The sequence below is a fragment of the Paenibacillus sambharensis genome, from assembly GCF_003233845.1.
In the GTDB taxonomy this organism is placed as follows: domain Bacteria; phylum Bacillota; class Bacilli; order Paenibacillales; family Paenibacillaceae; genus Paenibacillus_I; species Paenibacillus_I sambharensis.
On the sequence record NZ_QKRB01000043.1, the window covers coordinates 224,712 to 243,819 of the forward strand.

At 51.1% G+C, this 19,108-nt stretch carries 22 protein-coding genes and 1 other RNA gene; 14 read left to right on the top strand and 9 right to left on the bottom strand.

Annotated elements, in window-relative coordinates; genetic code table 11:
* Positions 1–92 precede the first annotated feature (92 nt).
* From DNH61_RS10945 to pfkA, 3 genes are all read left to right on the top strand, one after another.
* Positions 93–413: a hypothetical protein gene (locus DNH61_RS10945; RefSeq protein ID WP_111146778.1), complete on the top strand. Its 321-nt coding sequence runs from the start codon at positions 93–95 to the stop codon at positions 411–413.
* 68 nt (positions 414–481) lie between these two features.
* Positions 482–1,531, top strand: coding sequence for a tetraprenyl-beta-curcumene synthase family protein (locus DNH61_RS10950; protein WP_111146779.1), 1,050 nt, complete (start codon positions 482–484; stop codon positions 1,529–1,531).
* 29 nt (positions 1,532–1,560) lie between these two features.
* Positions 1,561–2,529: a 6-phosphofructokinase gene (pfkA, locus tag DNH61_RS10955; RefSeq protein ID WP_111146692.1), complete on the top strand. Its 969-nt coding sequence runs from the start codon at positions 1,561–1,563 to the stop codon at positions 2,527–2,529.
* Positions 2,530–2,628: 99 nt separating this feature from the next.
* On the opposite strand, the gene DNH61_RS10960 is transcribed toward pfkA, so the two are convergent.
* The 3 genes from DNH61_RS10960 to DNH61_RS10970 all read right to left on the bottom strand — a co-directional run bounded on the left by DNH61_RS10960 (position 2,629) and on the right by DNH61_RS10970 (position 5,229).
* Entirely contained in the window at positions 2,629–3,846 is a 1,218-nt protein-coding gene (locus tag DNH61_RS10960; protein WP_111146693.1) for a putative glycoside hydrolase, read from the bottom strand.
* Between the two features lie 237 nt (positions 3,847–4,083).
* Positions 4,084–4,278 (bottom strand): hypothetical protein, encoded by a 195-nt coding sequence (locus DNH61_RS10965; RefSeq protein WP_111146694.1) that lies wholly within the window; start codon positions 4,276–4,278, stop codon positions 4,084–4,086.
* 159 nt (positions 4,279–4,437) lie between these two features.
* Positions 4,438–5,229, bottom strand: coding sequence for a YitT family protein (locus DNH61_RS10970; RefSeq protein WP_111146780.1), 792 nt, complete (start codon positions 5,227–5,229; stop codon positions 4,438–4,440).
* 203 nt (positions 5,230–5,432) lie between these two features.
* On the opposite strand from DNH61_RS10970, the gene cshA reads away from it, so the two are divergent.
* Complete coding sequence (gene cshA / locus DNH61_RS10975) at positions 5,433–7,022, top strand: degradosome RNA helicase CshA (RefSeq protein WP_111146695.1); 1,590 nt, start codon at positions 5,433–5,435, stop codon at positions 7,020–7,022.
* Positions 7,023–7,120: 98 nt separating this feature from the next.
* Here cshA and DNH61_RS10980 read toward each other — a convergent pair whose 3' ends face one another.
* A complete protein-coding gene (locus DNH61_RS10980) occupies positions 7,121–7,222 on the bottom strand; it encodes a sporulation protein YjcZ (RefSeq protein ID WP_111146696.1) in 102 nt (33 codons plus the stop codon).
* 150 nt (positions 7,223–7,372) lie between these two features.
* Between DNH61_RS10980 and DNH61_RS10985 the strand changes: the two genes are divergently transcribed.
* From DNH61_RS10985 to DNH61_RS10995, 3 genes are all read left to right on the top strand, one after another.
* Positions 7,373–8,134, top strand: coding sequence for a YesL family protein (locus tag DNH61_RS10985; protein ID WP_111146697.1), 762 nt, complete (start codon positions 7,373–7,375; stop codon positions 8,132–8,134).
* 71 nt (positions 8,135–8,205) lie between these two features.
* Positions 8,206–8,389: non-coding RNA, 6S RNA (gene ssrS / locus DNH61_RS10990), on the top strand.
* 191 nt (positions 8,390–8,580) lie between these two features.
* Complete coding sequence (locus DNH61_RS10995) at positions 8,581–8,973, top strand: DUF1499 domain-containing protein (protein WP_111146698.1); 393 nt, start codon at positions 8,581–8,583, stop codon at positions 8,971–8,973.
* Positions 8,974–9,037: 64 nt separating this feature from the next.
* Here DNH61_RS10995 and tpx read toward each other — a convergent pair whose 3' ends face one another.
* Positions 9,038–9,556 (bottom strand): thiol peroxidase, encoded by a 519-nt coding sequence (tpx, locus tag DNH61_RS11000; protein ID WP_111146699.1) that lies wholly within the window; start codon positions 9,554–9,556, stop codon positions 9,038–9,040.
* Between the two features lie 95 nt (positions 9,557–9,651).
* On the opposite strand from tpx, the gene DNH61_RS11005 reads away from it, so the two are divergent.
* Complete coding sequence (locus DNH61_RS11005; protein ID WP_111146700.1) at positions 9,652–10,260, top strand: rhomboid family intramembrane serine protease; 609 nt, start codon at positions 9,652–9,654, stop codon at positions 10,258–10,260.
* Positions 10,261–10,278: 18 nt separating this feature from the next.
* Positions 10,279–11,175: a glutamate biosynthesis transcriptional regulator GltC gene (gene gltC / locus DNH61_RS11010; protein ID WP_111146701.1), complete on the top strand. Its 897-nt coding sequence runs from the start codon at positions 10,279–10,281 to the stop codon at positions 11,173–11,175.
* A 102-nt stretch (positions 11,176–11,277) separates the two neighbouring features.
* Here the strand turns inward: gltC and DNH61_RS11015 are convergent, their stop codons facing one another.
* Complete coding sequence (locus DNH61_RS11015; RefSeq protein WP_111146702.1) at positions 11,278–11,961, bottom strand: zinc metallopeptidase; 684 nt, start codon at positions 11,959–11,961, stop codon at positions 11,278–11,280.
* A gap of 34 nt (positions 11,962–11,995) precedes the next feature.
* Entirely contained in the window at positions 11,996–12,433 is a 438-nt protein-coding gene (locus tag DNH61_RS11020) for a MerR family transcriptional regulator (protein WP_111146703.1), read from the bottom strand.
* A 370-nt stretch (positions 12,434–12,803) separates the two neighbouring features.
* Here DNH61_RS11020 and DNH61_RS11025 point away from each other — a divergent pair, with 370 nt between their 5' ends.
* The 3 genes from DNH61_RS11025 to DNH61_RS11035 are packed head-to-tail and all read left to right on the top strand — an operon-like array spanning position 12,804 to position 16,036.
* A complete protein-coding gene (locus tag DNH61_RS11025; RefSeq protein ID WP_111146704.1) occupies positions 12,804–14,165 on the top strand; it encodes an ammonium transporter in 1,362 nt (453 codons plus the stop codon).
* Between the two features lie 46 nt (positions 14,166–14,211).
* Positions 14,212–15,285 carry a DUF294 nucleotidyltransferase-like domain-containing protein gene (locus tag DNH61_RS11030; RefSeq protein WP_111146705.1) on the top strand — a complete coding sequence of 358 codons (1,074 nt, stop codon included), beginning with the start codon at positions 14,212–14,214 and terminating at the stop codon, positions 15,283–15,285.
* Positions 15,286–15,301: 16 nt separating this feature from the next.
* Complete coding sequence (locus DNH61_RS11035) at positions 15,302–16,036, top strand: 3'-5' exonuclease (RefSeq protein WP_111146706.1); 735 nt, start codon at positions 15,302–15,304, stop codon at positions 16,034–16,036.
* Here the strand turns inward: DNH61_RS11035 and DNH61_RS11040 are convergent.
* Both DNH61_RS11040 and DNH61_RS11045 read right to left on the bottom strand, forming a co-directional pair.
* Entirely contained in the window at positions 16,001–16,441 is a 441-nt protein-coding gene (locus tag DNH61_RS11040; protein WP_111146707.1) for a M67 family metallopeptidase, read from the bottom strand. The two genes, DNH61_RS11035 and DNH61_RS11040, sit on opposite strands and share 36 nt — an antisense overlap.
* 85 nt (positions 16,442–16,526) lie before the next feature.
* Positions 16,527–17,837, bottom strand: a complete 1,311-nt coding sequence (locus DNH61_RS11045) for an MFS transporter (RefSeq protein ID WP_111146708.1) — start codon at positions 17,835–17,837, stop codon at positions 16,527–16,529.
* A 122-nt stretch (positions 17,838–17,959) separates the two neighbouring features.
* On the opposite strand from DNH61_RS11045, the gene DNH61_RS11050 reads away from it, so the two are divergent.
* A complete protein-coding gene (locus DNH61_RS11050) occupies positions 17,960–18,502 on the top strand; it encodes a TlpA family protein disulfide reductase (protein ID WP_111146709.1) in 543 nt (180 codons plus the stop codon).
* A 162-nt stretch (positions 18,503–18,664) separates the two neighbouring features.
* Positions 18,665–19,033 carry a hypothetical protein gene (locus DNH61_RS11055; protein WP_111146710.1) on the top strand — a complete coding sequence of 123 codons (369 nt, stop codon included), beginning with the start codon at positions 18,665–18,667 and terminating at the stop codon, positions 19,031–19,033.
* Positions 19,034–19,108: the final 75 nt, after the last annotated feature.

A 19,108-nucleotide genomic window follows, 5' to 3' on the forward strand; every position in this document is an offset into this window, starting at 1 on the left:
AGTGTCATAGCTGGTTAATGAAATATGGCATTTTCGTTCCGAAGCTGGATTTGTATTTGCTGAAATGGTACATTATTTGTTGGAGGTTTACAATGGGGAATCATGTTTTTAAGCTGGATGCCCGGCTTGGGATCGAACTGCCGGTTCTGGGAACGGATTGGGAGCGGCTGTCTGTTGAGGAGAGGTCAGCTATACTGGAATACTGGGAAACGATTAGGGGTACGATACCGGACCGGATCTTTGCGCTTGAGCGGCTGATTAACAAGCTGCAGGCTCGTCTGAACGAGGAAGAGGATTTCGATGTATCCTGCAAATTGAACAGTGATATCGCGGAGCAGGCCAGCCGGATTAATGATCTGCATATCTGGTACCGGGTTAATCAGGAGATCGAGACTCGCCGTCATTCCGGATAAGACAGGGGGCAACTAATGTGACCACGGGGACCACTGCCCTGCAGGCTCCACATCATCCGGTCAGCCTTATGTACCGGCTGTATAAATTCATATTCCCTGAAGTGCATGCCAGTCTTGCTGGATGGCGAACACTTGCGCGCGCCATACCGGACAAGGAGCTTAGGACGCAGGCGCTTGCTAGCTTGAAGGCGAAGCAATTCCACTGCGAGGGTGGAGCCGTTTATGCGGCCGCAAGGCTTGATATGAAGCATGTATTGATTCCGTTAATTGTTTCGCTGCAGACGATCAGTGATTATCTGGATAATCTGTGTGACAGAAGCACCTCCATGGACGCCGCGGATTTTCGGCTGCTGCACCGCTCCATGCTTGATGCGGTAAATCCGAAGGCAGAGCTTACGGATTATTATGCATATAGGAGGGAGAGAGAGGACGGCGGATACCTGCATGCACTTGTGCGAACCTGTCAGGAATGTGTCTCACGGCTGCCTTCATACCGTGTGGTACAGCCATATGTAACAGAGCTTGTCGGTTTGTATGGGGATCTGCAGGTGTACAAGCATATTCGCAAGGAAGAGAGGCTGCCATCGCTAAGTGCCTGGTGGCAGGTCCACAGCCCTCGACATCCTCACTTGCGGTGGAACGAGTTTGCAGCAGCGACGGGGTCAACACTTGGTATGTTTATGCTTTTCCTGGACGCCTGCCGTCCAGGGATGAAGGAGCAGGACGCTGAGCGGACGAGAGATGCCTATTTTCCTCATGTATGCGGTCTGCACATCCTGCTTGATTATCTGATCGACCAGGAAGAGGACCGGCTTGGCGGCGACTTGAATTTTTGCAATTATTACGGTGATCGCAAAGAGATGCTTGAACGATTCAATATGGTTGTTAACAGGGCGCGCGAAGATATCCGCTGTCTGCCTGCATCGGGCTTTCACCGAATGATCATAGAGGGTCTGCTAGCGTTATATCTATCCGACCCCAAAGCAAGGGCACAGCCGGATGTGAGGGAAGCGACCAGGGCTTTAATGAAACGAAGCCCGGTCACACGAATATTCTTCTGGATGAACAGTGTCTGGATCCGTTACAGACAGAGGCTGGTACCGGCAGTTGATGAATGAGAATGACCTAAATAAGGAGGACGAACATCATGACAGCAGTTAACAAGATTGCAGTACTTACTAGTGGAGGAGATTCGCAGGGCATGAACGCGGCGGTGCGTGCCGTTGTCAGAAGTGCACTGTATCATGGGATTGAGGTATATGGGGTTCAGCGTGGTTATCAAGGACTTATCAATGACGATCTCCGCTCCATGGATCTCCGCAGTGTAGGTGATATTATTCAGCGCGGCGGAACCATTCTTCAGACCGCACGCTGCAAGGAGTTTCTGACACCTGAAGGACAACAGCGCGGTGCTGATGTACTGCGTGCCCGCGGAATTGACGGATTGATTGTTGTCGGCGGCGATGGATCCTATCAAGGCGCCAACAAGCTCAGCAAGCTTGGCATCAAGACGATGGGACTCCCAGGAACAATTGATAATGATATTTCTCATACGGACTTTACGATTGGATTTGACACAGCTGTCAGCATTGTCGTAGATGCGATCAATAAGCTGCGTGATACCATGACTTCCCATGAGCGCTCTTCTGTTGTAGAAGTAATGGGAAGGCATTGCGGCGATATCGCCCTTTACGCCGGACTTGCCAGCGGCGCTGAGACGATTATCGTACCGGAGGTTTCTTACGATATTGATCTTATCTCCGCTCGTATGCGTGAGAACTTCGAAGCCGGCAAACGCCATAGTATTGTTATTGTGGCAGAGGGTGCCGGAACGGGTGCGGAGATTGCGGAAGCGATCACTGCCCGCAACGGTATTGAACCCCGTGTTACCGTGTTGGGACATATCCAGCGCGGCGGCTCGCCTACTCACAATGACCGCATTCTGGCCAGCAAGCTTGGCGATTATGCTGTTCAGCAGCTTATGGCTGGTGATTCCGGGAAGGCTTGCGGCGTAATTGACGGCAAGATGGTGTCAACGGACATCGATAAGGTCGTGAATTCGAAGAAGCCATTCAACATGGATCTGTACAATCTGGCACTTCGCCTATCGCAATAGAGAAGCATCTCACAGCCATTACAAAAAGCCTTATGCGCCCGGCATGCCGGATGCATAAGGCTTTGTTATGTTTATCTGTCTTGTGAGAAAACCTAATGATTACTTGTAGTTGACACCGGGCGAATACTTGTTACTCGCATTCCAGAGCAGGTATTCCTCGACACCTGTATCGGCAAGCGCCTTGATTTGGGCCTCCACCTCGGCTTTGCCGTAGGAGATGTAATGGCCTTTACCGAGCCAGCTGGCAGTGAAATCCTGTATCCATGGCCGGATAACCGGCTTATGAACACCAATGGGGTCAAGCTTCTCATGCGTGTCAAGCATGGCGCCTTTTATGGTTTCGTAAGGCTTCGTATCCGGGTTCTTGACGTTGAACCATCCAGTCGTATAATGGCTTGGGTAAATCATTGGGCAAATTACATCCACATACTTGGAGATCTTGACAAAATCCTGGCCAATCCCCTCAGCTGCTGGCACGGAAGCCGCATAGCCGAAAATATCGACGGATACACGGACCCCCAGCGGTTCAAGCTGTTCCTTGGCGTATTTTACAAATCCGGCTACAATGTCAACCCTGCTTTCATCGGTATGATCATATTTCAGTTCATCAGCTCTGTTCTCGAAGCCTTCCGGGAAACGGACATAGTCGAACTGGATTTCCTTAAAGCCCAGCTCAACGGCCTCCTTGGCGAGGGCAATGTTGTAATCCCATACTTCCTTACGATAAGGGTTGACGAAGCTGTCGCCTTTGCCATTCTCCCAAAGCTCGCCATTGCTCTTGCGGAACGATAATTCGGGCCTTTCCCTGGCCAGGACCGTATCCTTGAATACAACAATTCGGGCGATCGGATAAACCTCTTCCTTCTCGAGCTTCTGCATGAGCTTATCGATATCCCTTATGTACTTTTTGGCGGTGCCCATCTCAAGGAGCTCCTGATTTTCAGTCGGGTAAGTGATATAACCGTAGTCATCCTTCAAATCAATTACCATACTGTTCAGTCCAGTAGTCCGAACCAGCTCTAGGAGTGTTTCCAGCCTTGATCCTCCGGCACTGTGAGCAGTGACATAGATGCCCTTAACCTTAGGTGCATCAGGCTGCGGATCTTTCTTCACATATTCGGCAGGCTGAGCCTTCCCGTCCTTTGACTGACCTGGATGAAGACCTGCATCTGTTACTGTCCCATCAGCATTCGTCTTAACGGTATCAGCTTGCTGAACCCTCTGCTCGGTGATCATCTTACCTAAGTTTGCCGTTTCTTCTCCACCTGTTCCTGTTGCTCCATACAGCAGTAAGAATAACGAAAGAATCCATTCCATGAAAGCCCTCTCCCCTTAAAGCAAGTGATATCTATTATAAAACAAATTATGCAAGTCAGACACAGGAAATTGGTAGGATTTGCGGAATCATGACGGAAAGAAGGGGAATATGGGAAAGGGCTTCCTGTGCGGAGCGGCGATTTGCGTATTAATAGACGTCAAGTTAATAGATGAGCGAGCTGCTAGATTAAGGACATAACAAAAAACGGGAACGATATCGTTCCCGTCCGCTTGTGTTCAATGCAGCAAAACCTGTCTCTGTATTTCGTAGATGCTGTGCTGCACAATTTCTACGGCGTCCTCCGGCTCGAGGACTGACAAGCCGTCCCGGAGTACAATGTTCATATTCAGCTCCCGCTCGGTCAGGAAAGGGACTAATTCAGGGACCAGCTTCTCCACAATCCGAGATAATGTTACAGTTTCCATATCCATCTTGCATCACCCTTTCCTCGAAATATGTTCAAAGAAATGCGGGGATTACACAGGGCATGAAACTTTGGGGCACCCTCATTATAACAAGACTCCTCAAAAAAAAATAGGGCGAACCGCATAAAGCGTTCACCCTTGAAGATCATTTTCAACAATTCGTCACTATCCCCTTCGGAATTCCCCAATGACCCCTACAGTTTCAACGATGTTTACGAATGCCTTGGGATCGAGCTGGCGGATCATCTTGCGGAGTGCAGCAAGCTCGTACCGGGTCGTGACGGTCATGAGCATATCCTTCTCTGCGCCCGCATAAGCGCCTCTGGTCTTAATAATCGTTACCCCCCTTGGGGTAGCGAGTAATTTCGCCAATAGTTTTTCGGTCTCATTGGTTATAATAAAGGCGGTGACCTTCATGTGCCGGATGTGCACCACATCAATTACTTTGCCGGCGGTGAATATGGCGAGCATGGAGTACATTGCTGCATCCCAATCGTTATTCATCAAGGCAAGAGCGGCAATCACGGCACCATTGAGGATAAACAGGAGCATGCCAAGCGGGAGATCCCGCTTGCGCGTAACAATGGAAGCGACGATATCAAAGCCGCCGGACGAGCCGCCAAGTCGGAGAGCGACGCCGCTCCCGAATCCGAAAATGACGCCGCCGAACACAGCCCCGAGCATGGGGTCCATAACCAGTGACTTTACAGGCACCACCTCAAGTAAGACTGTGGCTGCAACGACGGAATACACGCTCCAGGCGACGAAGTGGCGTCCGAGCACGAACCAGCCCCAGACGAGTATCGGGAAGTTTAGGACAAAATAAAGCAGGCTGATGTTGAAGACAGTCACGTAGCTGATGATCATGGAAATACCTGATACCCCGCCGCTTAGCAGCTGGTGGGGGATGAGAAGCATGTTAAAACCAATGGCGATCAGCAGTGCGCCGATGGTCATAACCGCCAAGGTTCCAAGGAACCGAAGTACCTTCAAAGCGGGTTTCAACTCCTTTTTGGTTATTTGTCGTTTCATGGCCGGGCGTTCCGTCCAAATACGATTAGTATACCACGAAGTCGCTCGCTGGTATTCATATTCTTACCTGTGCTATAATGGATTGGATATTTTCAAGTAGGCACAGAATAGAAGGAGTTTGAATAAGTTTGAAAACATTTGCTGAATTCGGCCTGGAACCCAAGGTTCTGCAGGCTATCACCGAGTTAGGTTTTGAAGAGTCGACGCCCATCCAGGACAAGGCAATTCCAATTGCCATGAACGGTACTGACCTGATTGGTCAGGCACAGACCGGCACAGGGAAGACCGCAGCATTCGGTATTCCACTGATTAACAAGATTTCCACATCCGAGAATCGCATCGTTGCGCTTATTATGACACCGACGCGCGAGCTCGCTATCCAGGTAGCGGACGAGATCGGCAAGCTTTCCCGTTACAAGGGCATCCGTTCGCTGCCGATTTACGGCGGCCAGGATATCGGACGCCAGATCAGGGCGCTGAAGAAGCACCCGCAAATTATTATCGGTACGCCAGGACGTCTGCTTGACCATATCAACCGGAAGACGATTCGTCTGGATGATGTACAGACGGTTATTCTGGACGAAGCGGATGAAATGCTGGATATGGGCTTCATGGAGGACATTACGTCCATCCTGAGCCTGGTGCCGGAAGAACGTCACACCATGCTCTTCTCTGCAACCATGCCTCCGAACATCCAGAAGCTTGCTCAGCAGTTCCTGCGCAACCCGGAGCATGTGTCCGTAATACCGAAGAACATTACGGCGCCTTCGATTGAGCAGGCTTATATTGAAGTGCATGAGCGTCAGAAGTTTGAAGCGCTGAGCCGCTTGCTCGATATGGAATCTCCAGAGCTCGCGATCGTGTTCGGTCGGACCAAGCGCCGTGTTGATGAACTGAGCGAAGCGCTGCAGAAGCGCGGCTATTCGGCGGACGGTCTGCATGGCGACCTGTCGCAGAACCAGCGGGATGCGGTAATGCGCAAATTCCGTGACGGCAGCATCGATGTACTCGTTGCGACAGACGTTGCAGCGCGCGGTCTTGATGTGTCGGGTGTATCCCATGTTATCAACTTCGACCTTCCGCAGGACCCGGAGAGCTATGTGCACCGTATTGGTCGTACAGGCCGTGCCGGCAAAGAAGGTACAGCATGGTCCTTCGTGACGCCGCGTGAGATCGACCATCTGCATTTCATTGAAAAGGTTACGCGTCAGCGTATTGCGAAGAAGCCGCTGCCGAGTCTGGCTGAGGCGATCGAAGGCAAGCAGCGCCTGACAGCCGAACGTCTGATCGAAATGATTCAGAACGAGGAATTCGCCGAGTACAAGGGGATTTCCATTCAGCTGCTGGAGCAGTATGATTCGGTTCGTCTCCTTGCAGCGGCAATGAAGCTTCTCACAGGCGAGAAGAAGGATGTCAGCATTGAGCTGACACCTGAAGACCCAATCCGTGCCAAGAAGCGCAAGCCGGACATTCGTTCGAGCGGACGCCGCTTCTCCGGCGGTCCATTCGGCGGCGGCAACCGCAGCGGCGGCGGCGGTTATCGCGGCGGCGGCGGGGGTTCCCGCAGTGGCGGCGGATATCGTGGCGGCAGCAGTGGCGGCAGTCGTGAAGGCGGCAGCCGAGACGGCGGTTCTCGCAGCAGCGGCGGATACCGTGGCGGCGAAGGGCGCTACAGCGGCGGCGGAGACCGCCGTCCAAGAGGCTCGTCCGAGGAATAAGGTCACAATACCGGGAAAACTCCGGCAGCATGCGGCACGTTCGCAGGCGCCGGAGTGACCCGGTTTTTCCTCATGAATAAGTTGCTGTTATTTAAGCGCTAAACCCAGATCGCACGAGTAATAATAACCAGCAGAATGAAGAGAACCAGAATCGTACCTGTCGAGGTCCAGAATGCACCGCCGTATCCTACGCCGCTCATTGTTCGAACCCTCCTTTTCAACACGTTGATTAGGTTGTTGTTGCAGTACATATCGTATGCTGACTGAACAGTATAGCGTAGACTGAGGCCTAGGAAGGACATAAATGGGCGTTACGGTTCTGCCATGTCTTCTACCGGAGGGGATTTCGGATGGAAATGCGCGGCCTTATGGGCGGCTTTTACAAAATTTCAGAATGGATCATGAGACTTTCAGTCACCAACGTTCTTTGGGTGATCACTTCGCTGCCTTTCTTATATCTTCTGCTTGTACCGCTCTTCTTCTCCCAAACGGTTGAGCAGCTTATCTCGGGATTACTGGTATCAGCACTGGCCGCCCCGTTCTTCTTCTTCCCGGCAACTGCCGCGATGTTTACGGTAGCCCGTAAATGGGTTATGGGGGAAGAGGAAGCTCCACTTTTGAAAACGTTTTTCCGTGGCTATAAGGAAAATTACGTCAAGAGTATGCTGGGAGGCCTGCTGTACACGCTAATCTTCGTGATAATTGGTGTCGATTACTGGGTATATTATTCGGGTATGGAAGGACTTCAGCTTCTGTCCTACATCTTCATGGGGATCGGCATACTGCTTCTGATATCGCTGTTCAACTTCTTCTGCATGATCGTGCATTACCACATGAAGACCGTACAGCTGGTGAAGAATGCGATTCTGATCACGATCGGAAGACCGATCAGAGCGGTTTCGACCGTTGTCATTGCGGCAGCTGCTATTTTTATCAGCGTTAACTTCACGTTTCTGTTTCCGTTCTTCACAGGCAGTGTAATTGCCTTTATGGCCTTCTACAACTTCTATCAGGTGTTCCTGAAGCTGAAGGAGCAGCAGGAGAAGCAGGAACAGGAGGCGCTTGAAAGCCAGGATCAGGAAATGGCGGAGCAGGAAACGAAGCGTCTGTAGTTCTTGGCATTTCCAGCCGCCAGGGACAGCCTGCCTGTTTACTTTTGAGTAACAAGCATCTATAATAACAATACATCCTGCGATGTTCGTTACAGCTTATACGTTGTTTTGAACCAATGGCTGTTTCTAGGGAGTTCAATATTGAAGCGCGGCTGACATGCCCCCGAAAAGGGATCTCAAAAACGTTTCTGCGGACACCCACCTGCGAGAGCGGGTTCAGAAACATGATAAGCGGACGGCATTGGCGGGTTACCTTTTAACTCAAGCCGCTGTTACAGCGGAGCTATAAGAGCCTTCGGTTACTGAATCATATGTGATTCAGCCGGAGGTTTTTTTCTTTTCTTGCGGGCGTTTATGTAAGCGCGTGAAATACCGACTTTTTTCATAGTTGGATTCATGTTATCATATAGGTTAGCAGAAAGAGATGACGGAGGGGGAGATAGTCGTTGTTGAAGCGAACATTGATCGGTATCATCCGCAGTCACGAGCAAACAGGTGACAGGGCCAAAGACCCGGAGCTCAAATCACACTATTACAAGATGTCCAAGGAGAAAGCCTGGGAGGAAGTTGTATCCACGCTGAAGAAGATGCAGGGGTATAAGGTGCTTCATGAGGTGGAATCTGTAGGAGAGATTGTAGTGGAGAAACGTACGGCTACAGGGCGGACGATGGATATCACCGTTTCGGTCATCAGCGTCAATCCATTATTTACGGCAGTAGATATTTACTCCGCATCACGAGGATCTTTCGGTGATTTGGGGTCTAACTACCGGGTAATCCTAGATATTTACCGGACTTTGGATAAGAAGCTGGCACTGTATAAAGCAGAGAAGCCATAACAATAAGCGGGCGAGGGAAATGATTCCCGCGCCCGCTTTCTTGTAAAGATGTAGTGTTCCGGACTTAAACCAATTGCTTGGCGGCTTCAATTGCCTGGTCGTAGTTCGGGTGTTCGGTCATTTCGCTTAAGTATTCCACGTATTGGACGTTGTTGTCGGCATCCAGCACGAAGATGGAACGCATATCAAGGCGCAGTTCCTTAATCAGAACGCCATAAGCCTCGCCGAAGGAATTTGTTTTATAATCGGAGAGCATAACGACCTTGTCCACGCCTGCAGCACCACACCAGCGGGATTGAGCGAACGGCAGATCCACGCTGACAGTGAGGACGGCAATGTTGTCGCCCAGAGCAGCAGCAGCTTCGTTGAAGCGGCGTGTTTGGGCGTCACATACACCGGTATCGATCGAAGGAACGACACTGATCAGTTTCACCTTACCTGCATAATCCTTCAGGGTAACGGTTTCGGTGAGGGATTTATTAAGTTCGAAATCCGGTGCCTTGTCACCTTTCTTCAGTTCGGGACCTACGAGGGTGATCGGATTGCCCTTGAGTGTAGCAACACCTGTACGTTCTTGTGCCATTTTAATGAAGCCTCCTTTATTTGTATGCTTGTTCCGTCATTCATTATAATGGTTAGCAGTTGTCAATGTCCAATCTATGGCAGGGGGAAACCATAATGATTTTTTTGCGATACGAGAGCTTTCGCGGGTATTTGCGCGCCTACCCGGTTACATCAATGCTGCTTGGCATCAACATTTTGCTGTTCTTGTACAATTGGATTGCGGCGGGTGAGCCGCTCCTTAACCGTTTCGCATTCTTTCAGCATGAGCTGCTCGATCCATACGGCCTTACCGAGCCTTGGCGTTATGTGACTTCTATATTTCTGCACGCGGGCTGGGAGCATCTGCTGTTCAACTGCTTCTCAATACTTGTATTTGCGCCGCCGCTGGAGCGGTTGCTCGGAAGGTACAGGTACTTGTTCTTTTATTTGCTCGCGGGCATATTCGGGAACATATTTAGTGCCTTTATCAATACGCTTGGAACCTACGGCGTTCATTACTCGGTCGGAGCGTCAGGGGCGATTTACGGCGTCTTCGGCGCCTATCTGTACTTGGCTGTGTTCCGGAAGCATGTACTTGATGAGGGGTCGCGCAAGACGATATACACGATCCTCGTGTTTGGTTTGATTTATTCTCTCCTCTCCACTAGAATTGATATTTGGGCTCATATGGGGGGCGGTTTGGCCGGATTTGTCATGATGAGTCTGTTTGTACGCAAGAGATAAGAGGGGTCGAATAAGGCAATGGAATTAAGGCAGCTGTATTACTTTGTTAAGGTGGCCAGCCGTGAGCATGTTACCAGAGCGGCGGAAGAGCTGCACGTAGCCCAATCGGCGGTAAGCCGCCAGATTCATCAGCTGGAGGAAGAGCTGGGTGTCAAGCTGTTCGTCCAAAAAGGGCGAAATCTTCAGCTGACGCCAGTCGGACAGCTGTTTCTGAAGCGTGCGGAGTCCATCATTACGGATCTGGAGAGGGCCATCATTGAGATACATGAATTTATGGACCCGGACCATGGAGAAATTCGCATCGGGTTTCCGCATAGTCTGGGTACACATCTAATCCCGAAGGTGGTGGCGATGTTCCGCAAAGCGCATCCCAATGTGCGCTTCCGCTTCAAGCAGGGAATGTATCCTTCCTTGATCCGCGATGTAATGGATGGGGAAGTGGATCTTGCATTCATCTCTCCTCTGCCGGAGAATCAGGGACAGCTCTGCGGACAAGTGGTGCTTACCGAAAAGCTCTATGCCGTCCTGCCGCATGGCCATTCTTTGGCGGAGGAGCTGTCGATTGAGCTGTCCCAGCTGAAGGATGATCCTTTTGTGCTGTTCCGTGAAGGCTATTCACTGCGGCCGATTGTGTGGGATGCTTGTCTGGAGGCCGGTTTCACGCCTAATATCGCCTTCGAGGGCGAGGAGACTGATACCATAAGGGGACTGGTCGCGGCCGGTATGGGGGTCACGCTGCTTCCTGAGATGGCTGTGTATCACTCGGGGCCGATGCAGCCTGTTAAGGTTGAGGTTCGCAGTCCCGAGATCACCAGGGAGATTGGACTTATCCACCGGTCAAATCATAAGCTGCCCTTGGTCGCGAAGGTGTTCCATCAGTACCTGCTGGACTACTTTGCGGAACGGCGGCCATAGCAGGGTGTTCAGAGGTCACAGGGAGTAGTGAGTATAAAATACAAGAAATAAGGCCGGGAAGGAGAGCGGATGCTCTTCTTCCCGGCCTGTTTGCTGTCTGTACTATTCCCGGTTAGAGGTGAAGATCATAATGTACTTGAGAAGCTCTAGCAGAGAGATCAGCGCTGCCGCTACGTAGGTCAGTGCAGCCGCGTTCAATACCTTGGCAACTCCGCGTTCCTCATCGTTCGTGATGAACCCTTCCGAGATCATCAAGTCACGGGCGCGGCTGCTGGCATTGAATTCAACCGGCAGGGTAACGAGCTGGAAAGCGACCGCTGCAGAGAAGAAGATAATGCCGATGCCGACAAGGTTCATGGCGCCGAACAGAAAGCCGGCGATGAGCAGGAATGGAGCGATGCCGGATGTGAAATTAACTAGCGGGAACATTCTGTGCCGGATCGTCAGCATCGGGTAGCTGACTGAATGCTGAATAGCATGGCCAACCTCATGACAGGCAACCGATACAGCTGAGATTGAGTTCTCATAGTAAACCGGCTCGGACAGGCGTACGACCCGGCTGATCGGATCATAATGGTCAGTCAGACGGCCTGGCACCGGTTCAATTGGAACAGCGTGAAGTCCGTTGGCATCAAGCATTCTGCGGGCTGCTTCATAGCCTGTCAGGCCGCTTGATGTTGGTACCTCCGCCCATTTGTTGAAGGTTCCTTTAACCCGGAACTGGGCCCAGATCGATATACCAAATGCAATCAGGATGAGAAAATCCATCGGGTGAAAAAATAACATGCCTATTCCCTCCATTTAAGTAAGAATGATGACGTTACATGAGGGGGCCTTTGCCGATCAAAAGCATTAATGCCTCGATACAGGCAGCTGTCTGAGGCATAAGCCGCTTGTACACGTTGCGTGCCTGCTGTGGCTTCAGCCGGTCGATAACAGGCTCTAGCTCCTGAACCTCCCGCTGCAGCTGAGTCAGCCTGATCTCCAGGTCGGTCAGCTTGCGGTTGACCTGCTCTTCCGAAACCTTGCCCCATTGATCGAGTAAGGCTTTGATCTCATCTAACGTGTATTTTTCTTTCTTCATCTGTTCTATACGAGCGAGCCGTTCCAAGGTTCCATCTCCATATAGGCGGTAATTATTGTCAGACCGTTTAGCAGGAGTAATCAGGCCAAGTTTTGTATAGAAATCAATCGTTCTCGGGCTTAATTCTGCCTTCTTGGCGAGTTCACCGATCCTGTACAGCTTAGTATCCCCAATTTCCTCACCGTCCTTTCAATACAAACTGTACGCTACGATTATATGATACCTAATCCTTAACCATACAGTCAAACGTAATGCTTTGATATACGTCAGATAAAGCGACATTATTCTGCAAGTTTCACAATTCGGATAAATGGATAGCCCGGATGAAAAAAGCCGAAGAATATCCGGTCAGTAAGGATGAATATATGGATTATATGAACGAAAACTTAACATTAGCACATAAAAAAAGACGAACGTTAGAGAATTCTCCCCCTTTTTTTGTGGAAATTCACAAAGTGTATTGTCAAATGAACGTATTCTGACTATAATGGCAATAAGTCTTTCCTCATGTGTGAGATAACATAACATTAAGGGAGTGGTCGTTGTGGTCAAGAAAGTTTTGCTGACAGGAAGTGCATTGCTGTGTTTATTCCCGGTAATGGCCTTTGCGGAGGCGCCATCCGCAGGAATGCTAAATATGGGGTTAAATACGCTGTGGATTATTCTGGCAGCGGTTTTGGTTCTATTGATGCAGGGCGGATTCATTCTGCTTGAGACGGGTTCCACCCGAATGAAGAATGCGGGTCACGTCGCAGGCAAAACCATATTTACAATGGGTCTTGCTTCTATTGTATGGTGGGCCGTCGGTTATGGCTTTGCCTTCGGTACCGGAGAGAATCCCTTCATCGGACTGAGCGATTTCTTCTACAGCGCTCCTCTGATTGGAACGGAGGCTGATCCATATTCGCCAACTGCATTCTTCGTCTTCCAGATGATGTTCGTCACGATCTCGCTGTCCATTGCTTGGGGCGGATTTGCCGAACGTGCGAAGCTGTCCGTGTACTTGATCTTCACTTTGGTCTTCTCAGCGGTTATTTACCCGGTGATTGCTCACTGGATTTGGAATGCGGACGGCTTCCTTGCAGCAGATGGCGCGCAGGATTTTGCAGGTTCTACAGTCGTTCACCTAACCGGCGCGCTGGCTGCCTTCGCTGCTACCGTGCTGCTTAAGCCGCGGATTGGCAAGTTTAACAAGGATGGCTCGGCTAATGAAATTCTGGGTCACAATCAAGTCTTCACGGCGCTGTCTGTTCTTCTTCTGTGGGTGGGCTGGTTTGGGTTCAATGCAGGCAGCTCGCTTGGCGTAGGTGACGGATTCTTCGCTTATGTCGCATTTAACACCCAGCTTGGTGCAGCAGCTGGTGCTGTAGCAGCGCTGTTGATCTCATGGGCCTTTATTGGCAAGGCCGATATCACTACAATGCTGAACGGCGCTCTAGCCGGCCTCGTTGCCATCACAGCCTCCTGTGCTTATGTGGAGCCTTGGGCAGCAGTAGTAATCGGTCTTGTTGCAGGTGTGCTCGTGTTCTTCAGTGTCAAGCTGTTCGAGAAACTTCGTATTGACGATCCGATTTATGCCCTGTCCGTACATGGTGCAGCCGGCATCTGGGGGACACTCGCGAATGGTCTCTTCGCAACTCCTGAACTGGCGGCCAAGGTAGGTGTTGGTGAAGGCGGATTGTTCTACACCGGCAGCTGGCATCAGCTTTGGGTACAGTTTGAGAGCGTCGTAATCTGCGGAGCGTTCGTGCTTGCGGCTTCCTTCCTTGTACTCGGCATTATGAAAGCCGTTATGGGGTTGCGTGTCACCGAGGAACAGGAGATTGTTGGTCTTGACCTTAGCGAGCATGGCAACTATGGCTATCCGGAGCAAATGAAGAAAGCTGGACAAAACCTGAACGTTTAACTGTATACTGGCATCAGGACACACTGACGAAAGGGAGTGGGCGCCCGTGCACGATCCGGAAGTGGCGCAGCTTCTCGCATCAATAGGAACAGTTGAAGACACAGGGGCTCTTCGCAGCCTTCGGGACCGTATTCAGGAGGAGCTGGAGCGGAAGCTTGCTATCACCTCTGTCGAACAATTTTATAGTGATCTGAATGAGGTGCACGACGCGATTGTCAGCAGGGCTGTACACCTCGCAGAACAGGATATGGCACGGACAGGGAATGGTTTCCCTCCCGTGCCTTACGCCTATCTATTGTTCGGAAGCGGAGGACGCAGTGAGCAGACGCTGTCCAGTGACCAGGATAGTGCCGTAGTTTACGATATCCCGGATGACGCGGATAACCGGGAGCAGGTAGAAGCTTATTTTCGGACGTTTGCACAGATCGTTGTGGAAACGCTGAAGTCAGCGGGCTATCCGCCATGTGAAGGCAATGTGATCAGCACGAATCCGGAATGGTGCGAGTCGCTCAGCGAGTTTAAGAGGAAGCTGAACCGGTGGTTCGAAGAAGGGCACTGGGAAGTGGTCCGTTACCTCCTTATCGTGGCGGATGCGAGAATAGCGGCAGGCGATAAGCGACTGATCGATGAGCTGAAGGAGAGCTTCTATAGGGATACGCTGGAGAAGCCGCTTATTGTCAGGCGGATGCTGGATAACACCATGAAGCACAAGGTTCTTATCGGGGTGTTCGGCCAGCTGCTGAAGGAGCGTTACGGTGAGGACTCGGGAAGTCTGGATGTTAAGTATGGTGCTTATATTCCAATGGTAAATGCTGTTCGATTGTTGGCAATTCAAGCAGGAATCAGGGAGACATCGACACTTGAACGACTGGCGAAGCTGAGGGAGCAGGACCGTCTTCCCGCAGGTGAGGCTGAGAAGTATGCTGCAGCGTTCCGGCTGTTCCTGAGGCTGAGGCTTCTTACCATGGAGCGCAATGAAGGCGGCATGTATAAGAACAACGGCAAGATTGCCGGTGATCGTCTGACGGCAGAGCTCAGGCGCGATATCAAGGAGGCGCTCAAGGCGGGCAAGAGGCTCCAGCGGTTGGTGACCAGGCAGACGACGAGCAAGCTATTGTAAGCCGGAGGGGTGAATGATGAAAGAGCACAAGGGCGTTGGCAGAATGTGGCATCTGTATAAAATGGGCGGGCTTACCCCGGCCATTGCGTCGATGCTTGGCGCGCAGAACGCCCAGCAAATGGCCTTTATCCGTTCGATGACGAAGGAGCAGCGCAAGCAATCTGTGCTGGATCAGCCGCTCCGCGAGCTGGAGGTGGTTGTGTTTGATCTGGAGACGACTGGATTCTATCCTTATAATGGAGATGAAATTTTGTCGGTCGGCGGCGTCCTCATGCGAGGTATGGAAATAATGGAAACGCACAGCTTCTACAGTCTGGTTAATCCGGGTCGCAGGGTACCACGCCACATAACAGAGCTGACAGGCATTACGAACCAGATGGCTGAGACGGCCCCCGACCTAATGCAGGTCCTGCATGATTTTATGGAATTCGTCGGCAAGCGGGTGCTGCTGGCCCACGGTTCAGGTCATGACAAGCAGTTCTTGAATGCTGCGCTCTGGCGTACCTCGCGGGTCAATCTGACCCACAGGGTGCTTGACACCATGATGGTCGCCAAGTGGCTGGACGCGAAGCGGGAGTCGTATGGCCTTGACGAGCTGCTGGAGGACTATGGCATTAAGATTACGCAGCGTCATCATGCACTGGAGGATTCCTTCATGACGGCCAAGCTGTGGCAAAGATTCCTGAAACAGATGCTGGCCCGGAATATCACAACATTAGACGATATGTATGCTTACCTCAGTAAACATTAACGCTCCGGCAGAGCTGACCACAGGCCGGTATGTTCTTACCACAGGAGCATCCGGCTGGGTCAGCGACACGATCCAGCTGCAGATTTGCATTCCGCCAGTCCACTGCTGGACATCCGAGGCTGACGGGACAGCAGGAGAAGCGGGATGGGAATGGAAGAAACCGGCGATAGTCAGCCGGTTTCTTTTTATTTTATACATGGCTGTAACCCAATCGGATGGATCGAATTTGTAGGAATTTACCGGCATTCCCGCCGCATTGCGAATGGCGAGAACCTCGGATATAGTTTCGTATTCGTGATCCTGTGCGAAGCAGGCCAGCACCCCGCAGGCTTCATTCGGGAACTGGTCAAGGCAAGCTTGAATCAGCTGTTCATATGCCGGTCTGGTAATTGTAATTAGGTTCAAACGGGTGCTTCCTCCTTCATGACGGGAGAGGCCATCACTTTAGCTGTATCTTCTTAGTATAGCTGAATAATGGACATCCGTCATATCAGGCATTATCCCCGGCAACCTTCGGAGGCTTGACCATGAAGAAGACGAACGCAAGAGCGGCGGCAGCAAGAACAGCCACAGTTGTGAACAGTACCTGCTTCGAGATTTCCACCAGCCAGCCGAATATCGGCGGTCCGAAGGCAACTCCTAGAAACCGGAGGCTGCTGTAAAGGGATGTGATCATCCCGCGATGCGCCTTATCAACCGAACCTGTCACAAGTGTATTGATACAAGGGAGCAGAAGTCCGGTTCCAATACTGCTGAGCGTCAGCAGGCCGATGAGCAGATACAGATTTTGCAGCCCCCATATCGCGGCTGTGAGAGACGCAGACATCATCAGGAGGCCGACGTTCATCAGCACCCGCATCAGATGGCCTTTGTTCTTGATTACCCGTCCTGTTACATAAGAGGTTACAACCAGTCCGAACAGAGGAATGGCCAATATGCCGCCTTTGGCAACGCCGTCTATACTGTAAGGCGGCTTCTCAAGCAGATCGGAGAGGAAGAAGAGCACCCCGAACAGAACAAACAAGGCAAGCGAACCGGCGATGAAAGCGGGAATCAGCCATTTTCCTTTCTTCCGGAAGGTCTGGGCGATGTTCTTCAAATAGTTATGCAGCGTTGGCGGCTTATCCTTATGCTTCGGCTCCTTGATTAGGAACATCATGGCCAGCAGAGACAAGGCACAAAATGCCGGAAAGGCAAAGAATGGCGCAAACCATACAATGAGGGCAAAAAGCGAACCTAGAATCGGACTGATAACTTTACCTGTCCCGTTCGCGGCCTCAATCATACCGAGTGCTTCACTTTCCTTGCCGTTCTTATACATATCGCCAACGAGTGCCATTGCGATCGGTGCCGTTCCAGCGGCACCTAGTCCCTGAACCGCACGGGCGGCAATAAGTATAGTGTACGAATTCCAGACGGCGCCTAGCCCTGCAACAATACCTGCGGCCCCATACACGATGAGTGAAGGGATAATAATCGCTTTACGTGACAGACGGTCAGATAAATAGCCGGCAACCGGTATAAAGACGCCTGCCGTTACCGAAAATAAGGTAATAACAAGGCTGGATTGAAAGGAGCTGACACCTAGCTGGCGCTCCAAGTCTGGCAGGATGGGGACAAGCATGGAGTTTCCCAGCACCATAACCATCGGCACAGTTGCCAGCGCAATGTACTCTACCCATTTGGACTTGCGGCCGCCTTTGTCTTTATGCTCTTTGTGGCTGTTCGCTTCATGTTCTTGTGCGGCGTGTGAGTGGCCGGTTCCTTTGTGGCGAAGCCAGCCAGGTTTGACTTTTTCCATTGTTATCTGCTGCCTCCGTTCAATCATGTAGTAACGCTTAATAAGATGTCCAGACGCTTGAAGGGTCATTCGGGGCGTGTTAAGATGTGTGAGTCCAGTTATAAGGAAAGCGGGGATTAGATATGAACCGAAGCAGGGTTTGGCTCATTTGTGCCATCGCGATCTTGCTGGCGGGATTTGCGGTTTATATGGAAACAGATGAAGAGCCTGTTGTCTCTGCCGGCCCGGTCTCAGGAGAAGCAAAACCCAAGGTTGGCTATACCGCTCCAGTATTCGAGCTGCCGGATTTGAATGACCAGGCTATACGGGTGGGCGGCACCGGGGACAAGCTTGTATTGATAAATTTTTGGGCTTCCTGGTGCGGGCCATGTGTCATGGAGGCCCCTGACCTGCAGGAACTGCACGAAGCGTACGGAGATAAGGTTACAATTGTAGGCGTTAATGCAACCAAGTTTGACCGCGAGCGGGAAGCGCGTCAGTTTGTGGACGAGTATGAATTTACCTTTCCTGTTCTTATGGACCGCAAGGGTATGGTAACCGAGCTTTACCGGGTATCCGAATTTCCGACATCCCTTCTGGTTGATCGCATGGGCATAGTGCGTGAGAGGGTCACAGGTGTTATACCGTCCTCCAAGTGGCGAACACTTATTGATAAATGGAGCTGAGAATAAGGAGCCTCATCCAAGCCATAAGGCGGGGATGAGGCTCTTTGATGTGCACCACACGCAGGTCGTGATAAAAAAATGTTGAATCCTGCAGGATTATGTATATAATTAGTTGTACAAACGTTATACAATCATTATACTGTCCTGATGGGAGCGAAAATCATGTCTACAACAAGAATATTGGACAAGACTGACAGGGTGATCGAGATTGTATGGGAGCAGAAGGCAAGCCCTGATGATTTTGATAGAATAACCGGTGAGGTTAAGCGGTTTTCGAAAGAACTAGGTGGTAGATTTAACGTGCTCGTAGATATGCGCAGTGTCAAAGCGTTCTTGCCGGAGTCTCAAGCTAAGCTGGTGGAACATCAAAAGGATTTACTGAGCTTCGGGATGCAAAGAGCGGCGGTAGTTGTACAAGGGGCCATAGCTAAAATGCAGCTGAACCGGTCATCTAAACAGTCAGAGAATGCTGTAGAAAGCCACTGGGACAGCTACGAGGAAGCACTTGCTTTCCTGAAAGCAAATAAGTGATTGACGGCAGCCGAAGACAAAGAGCCTCATCCAGCCCAACGGGGCTTGGATGAGGCTCTTCCTATATCGCTGGAC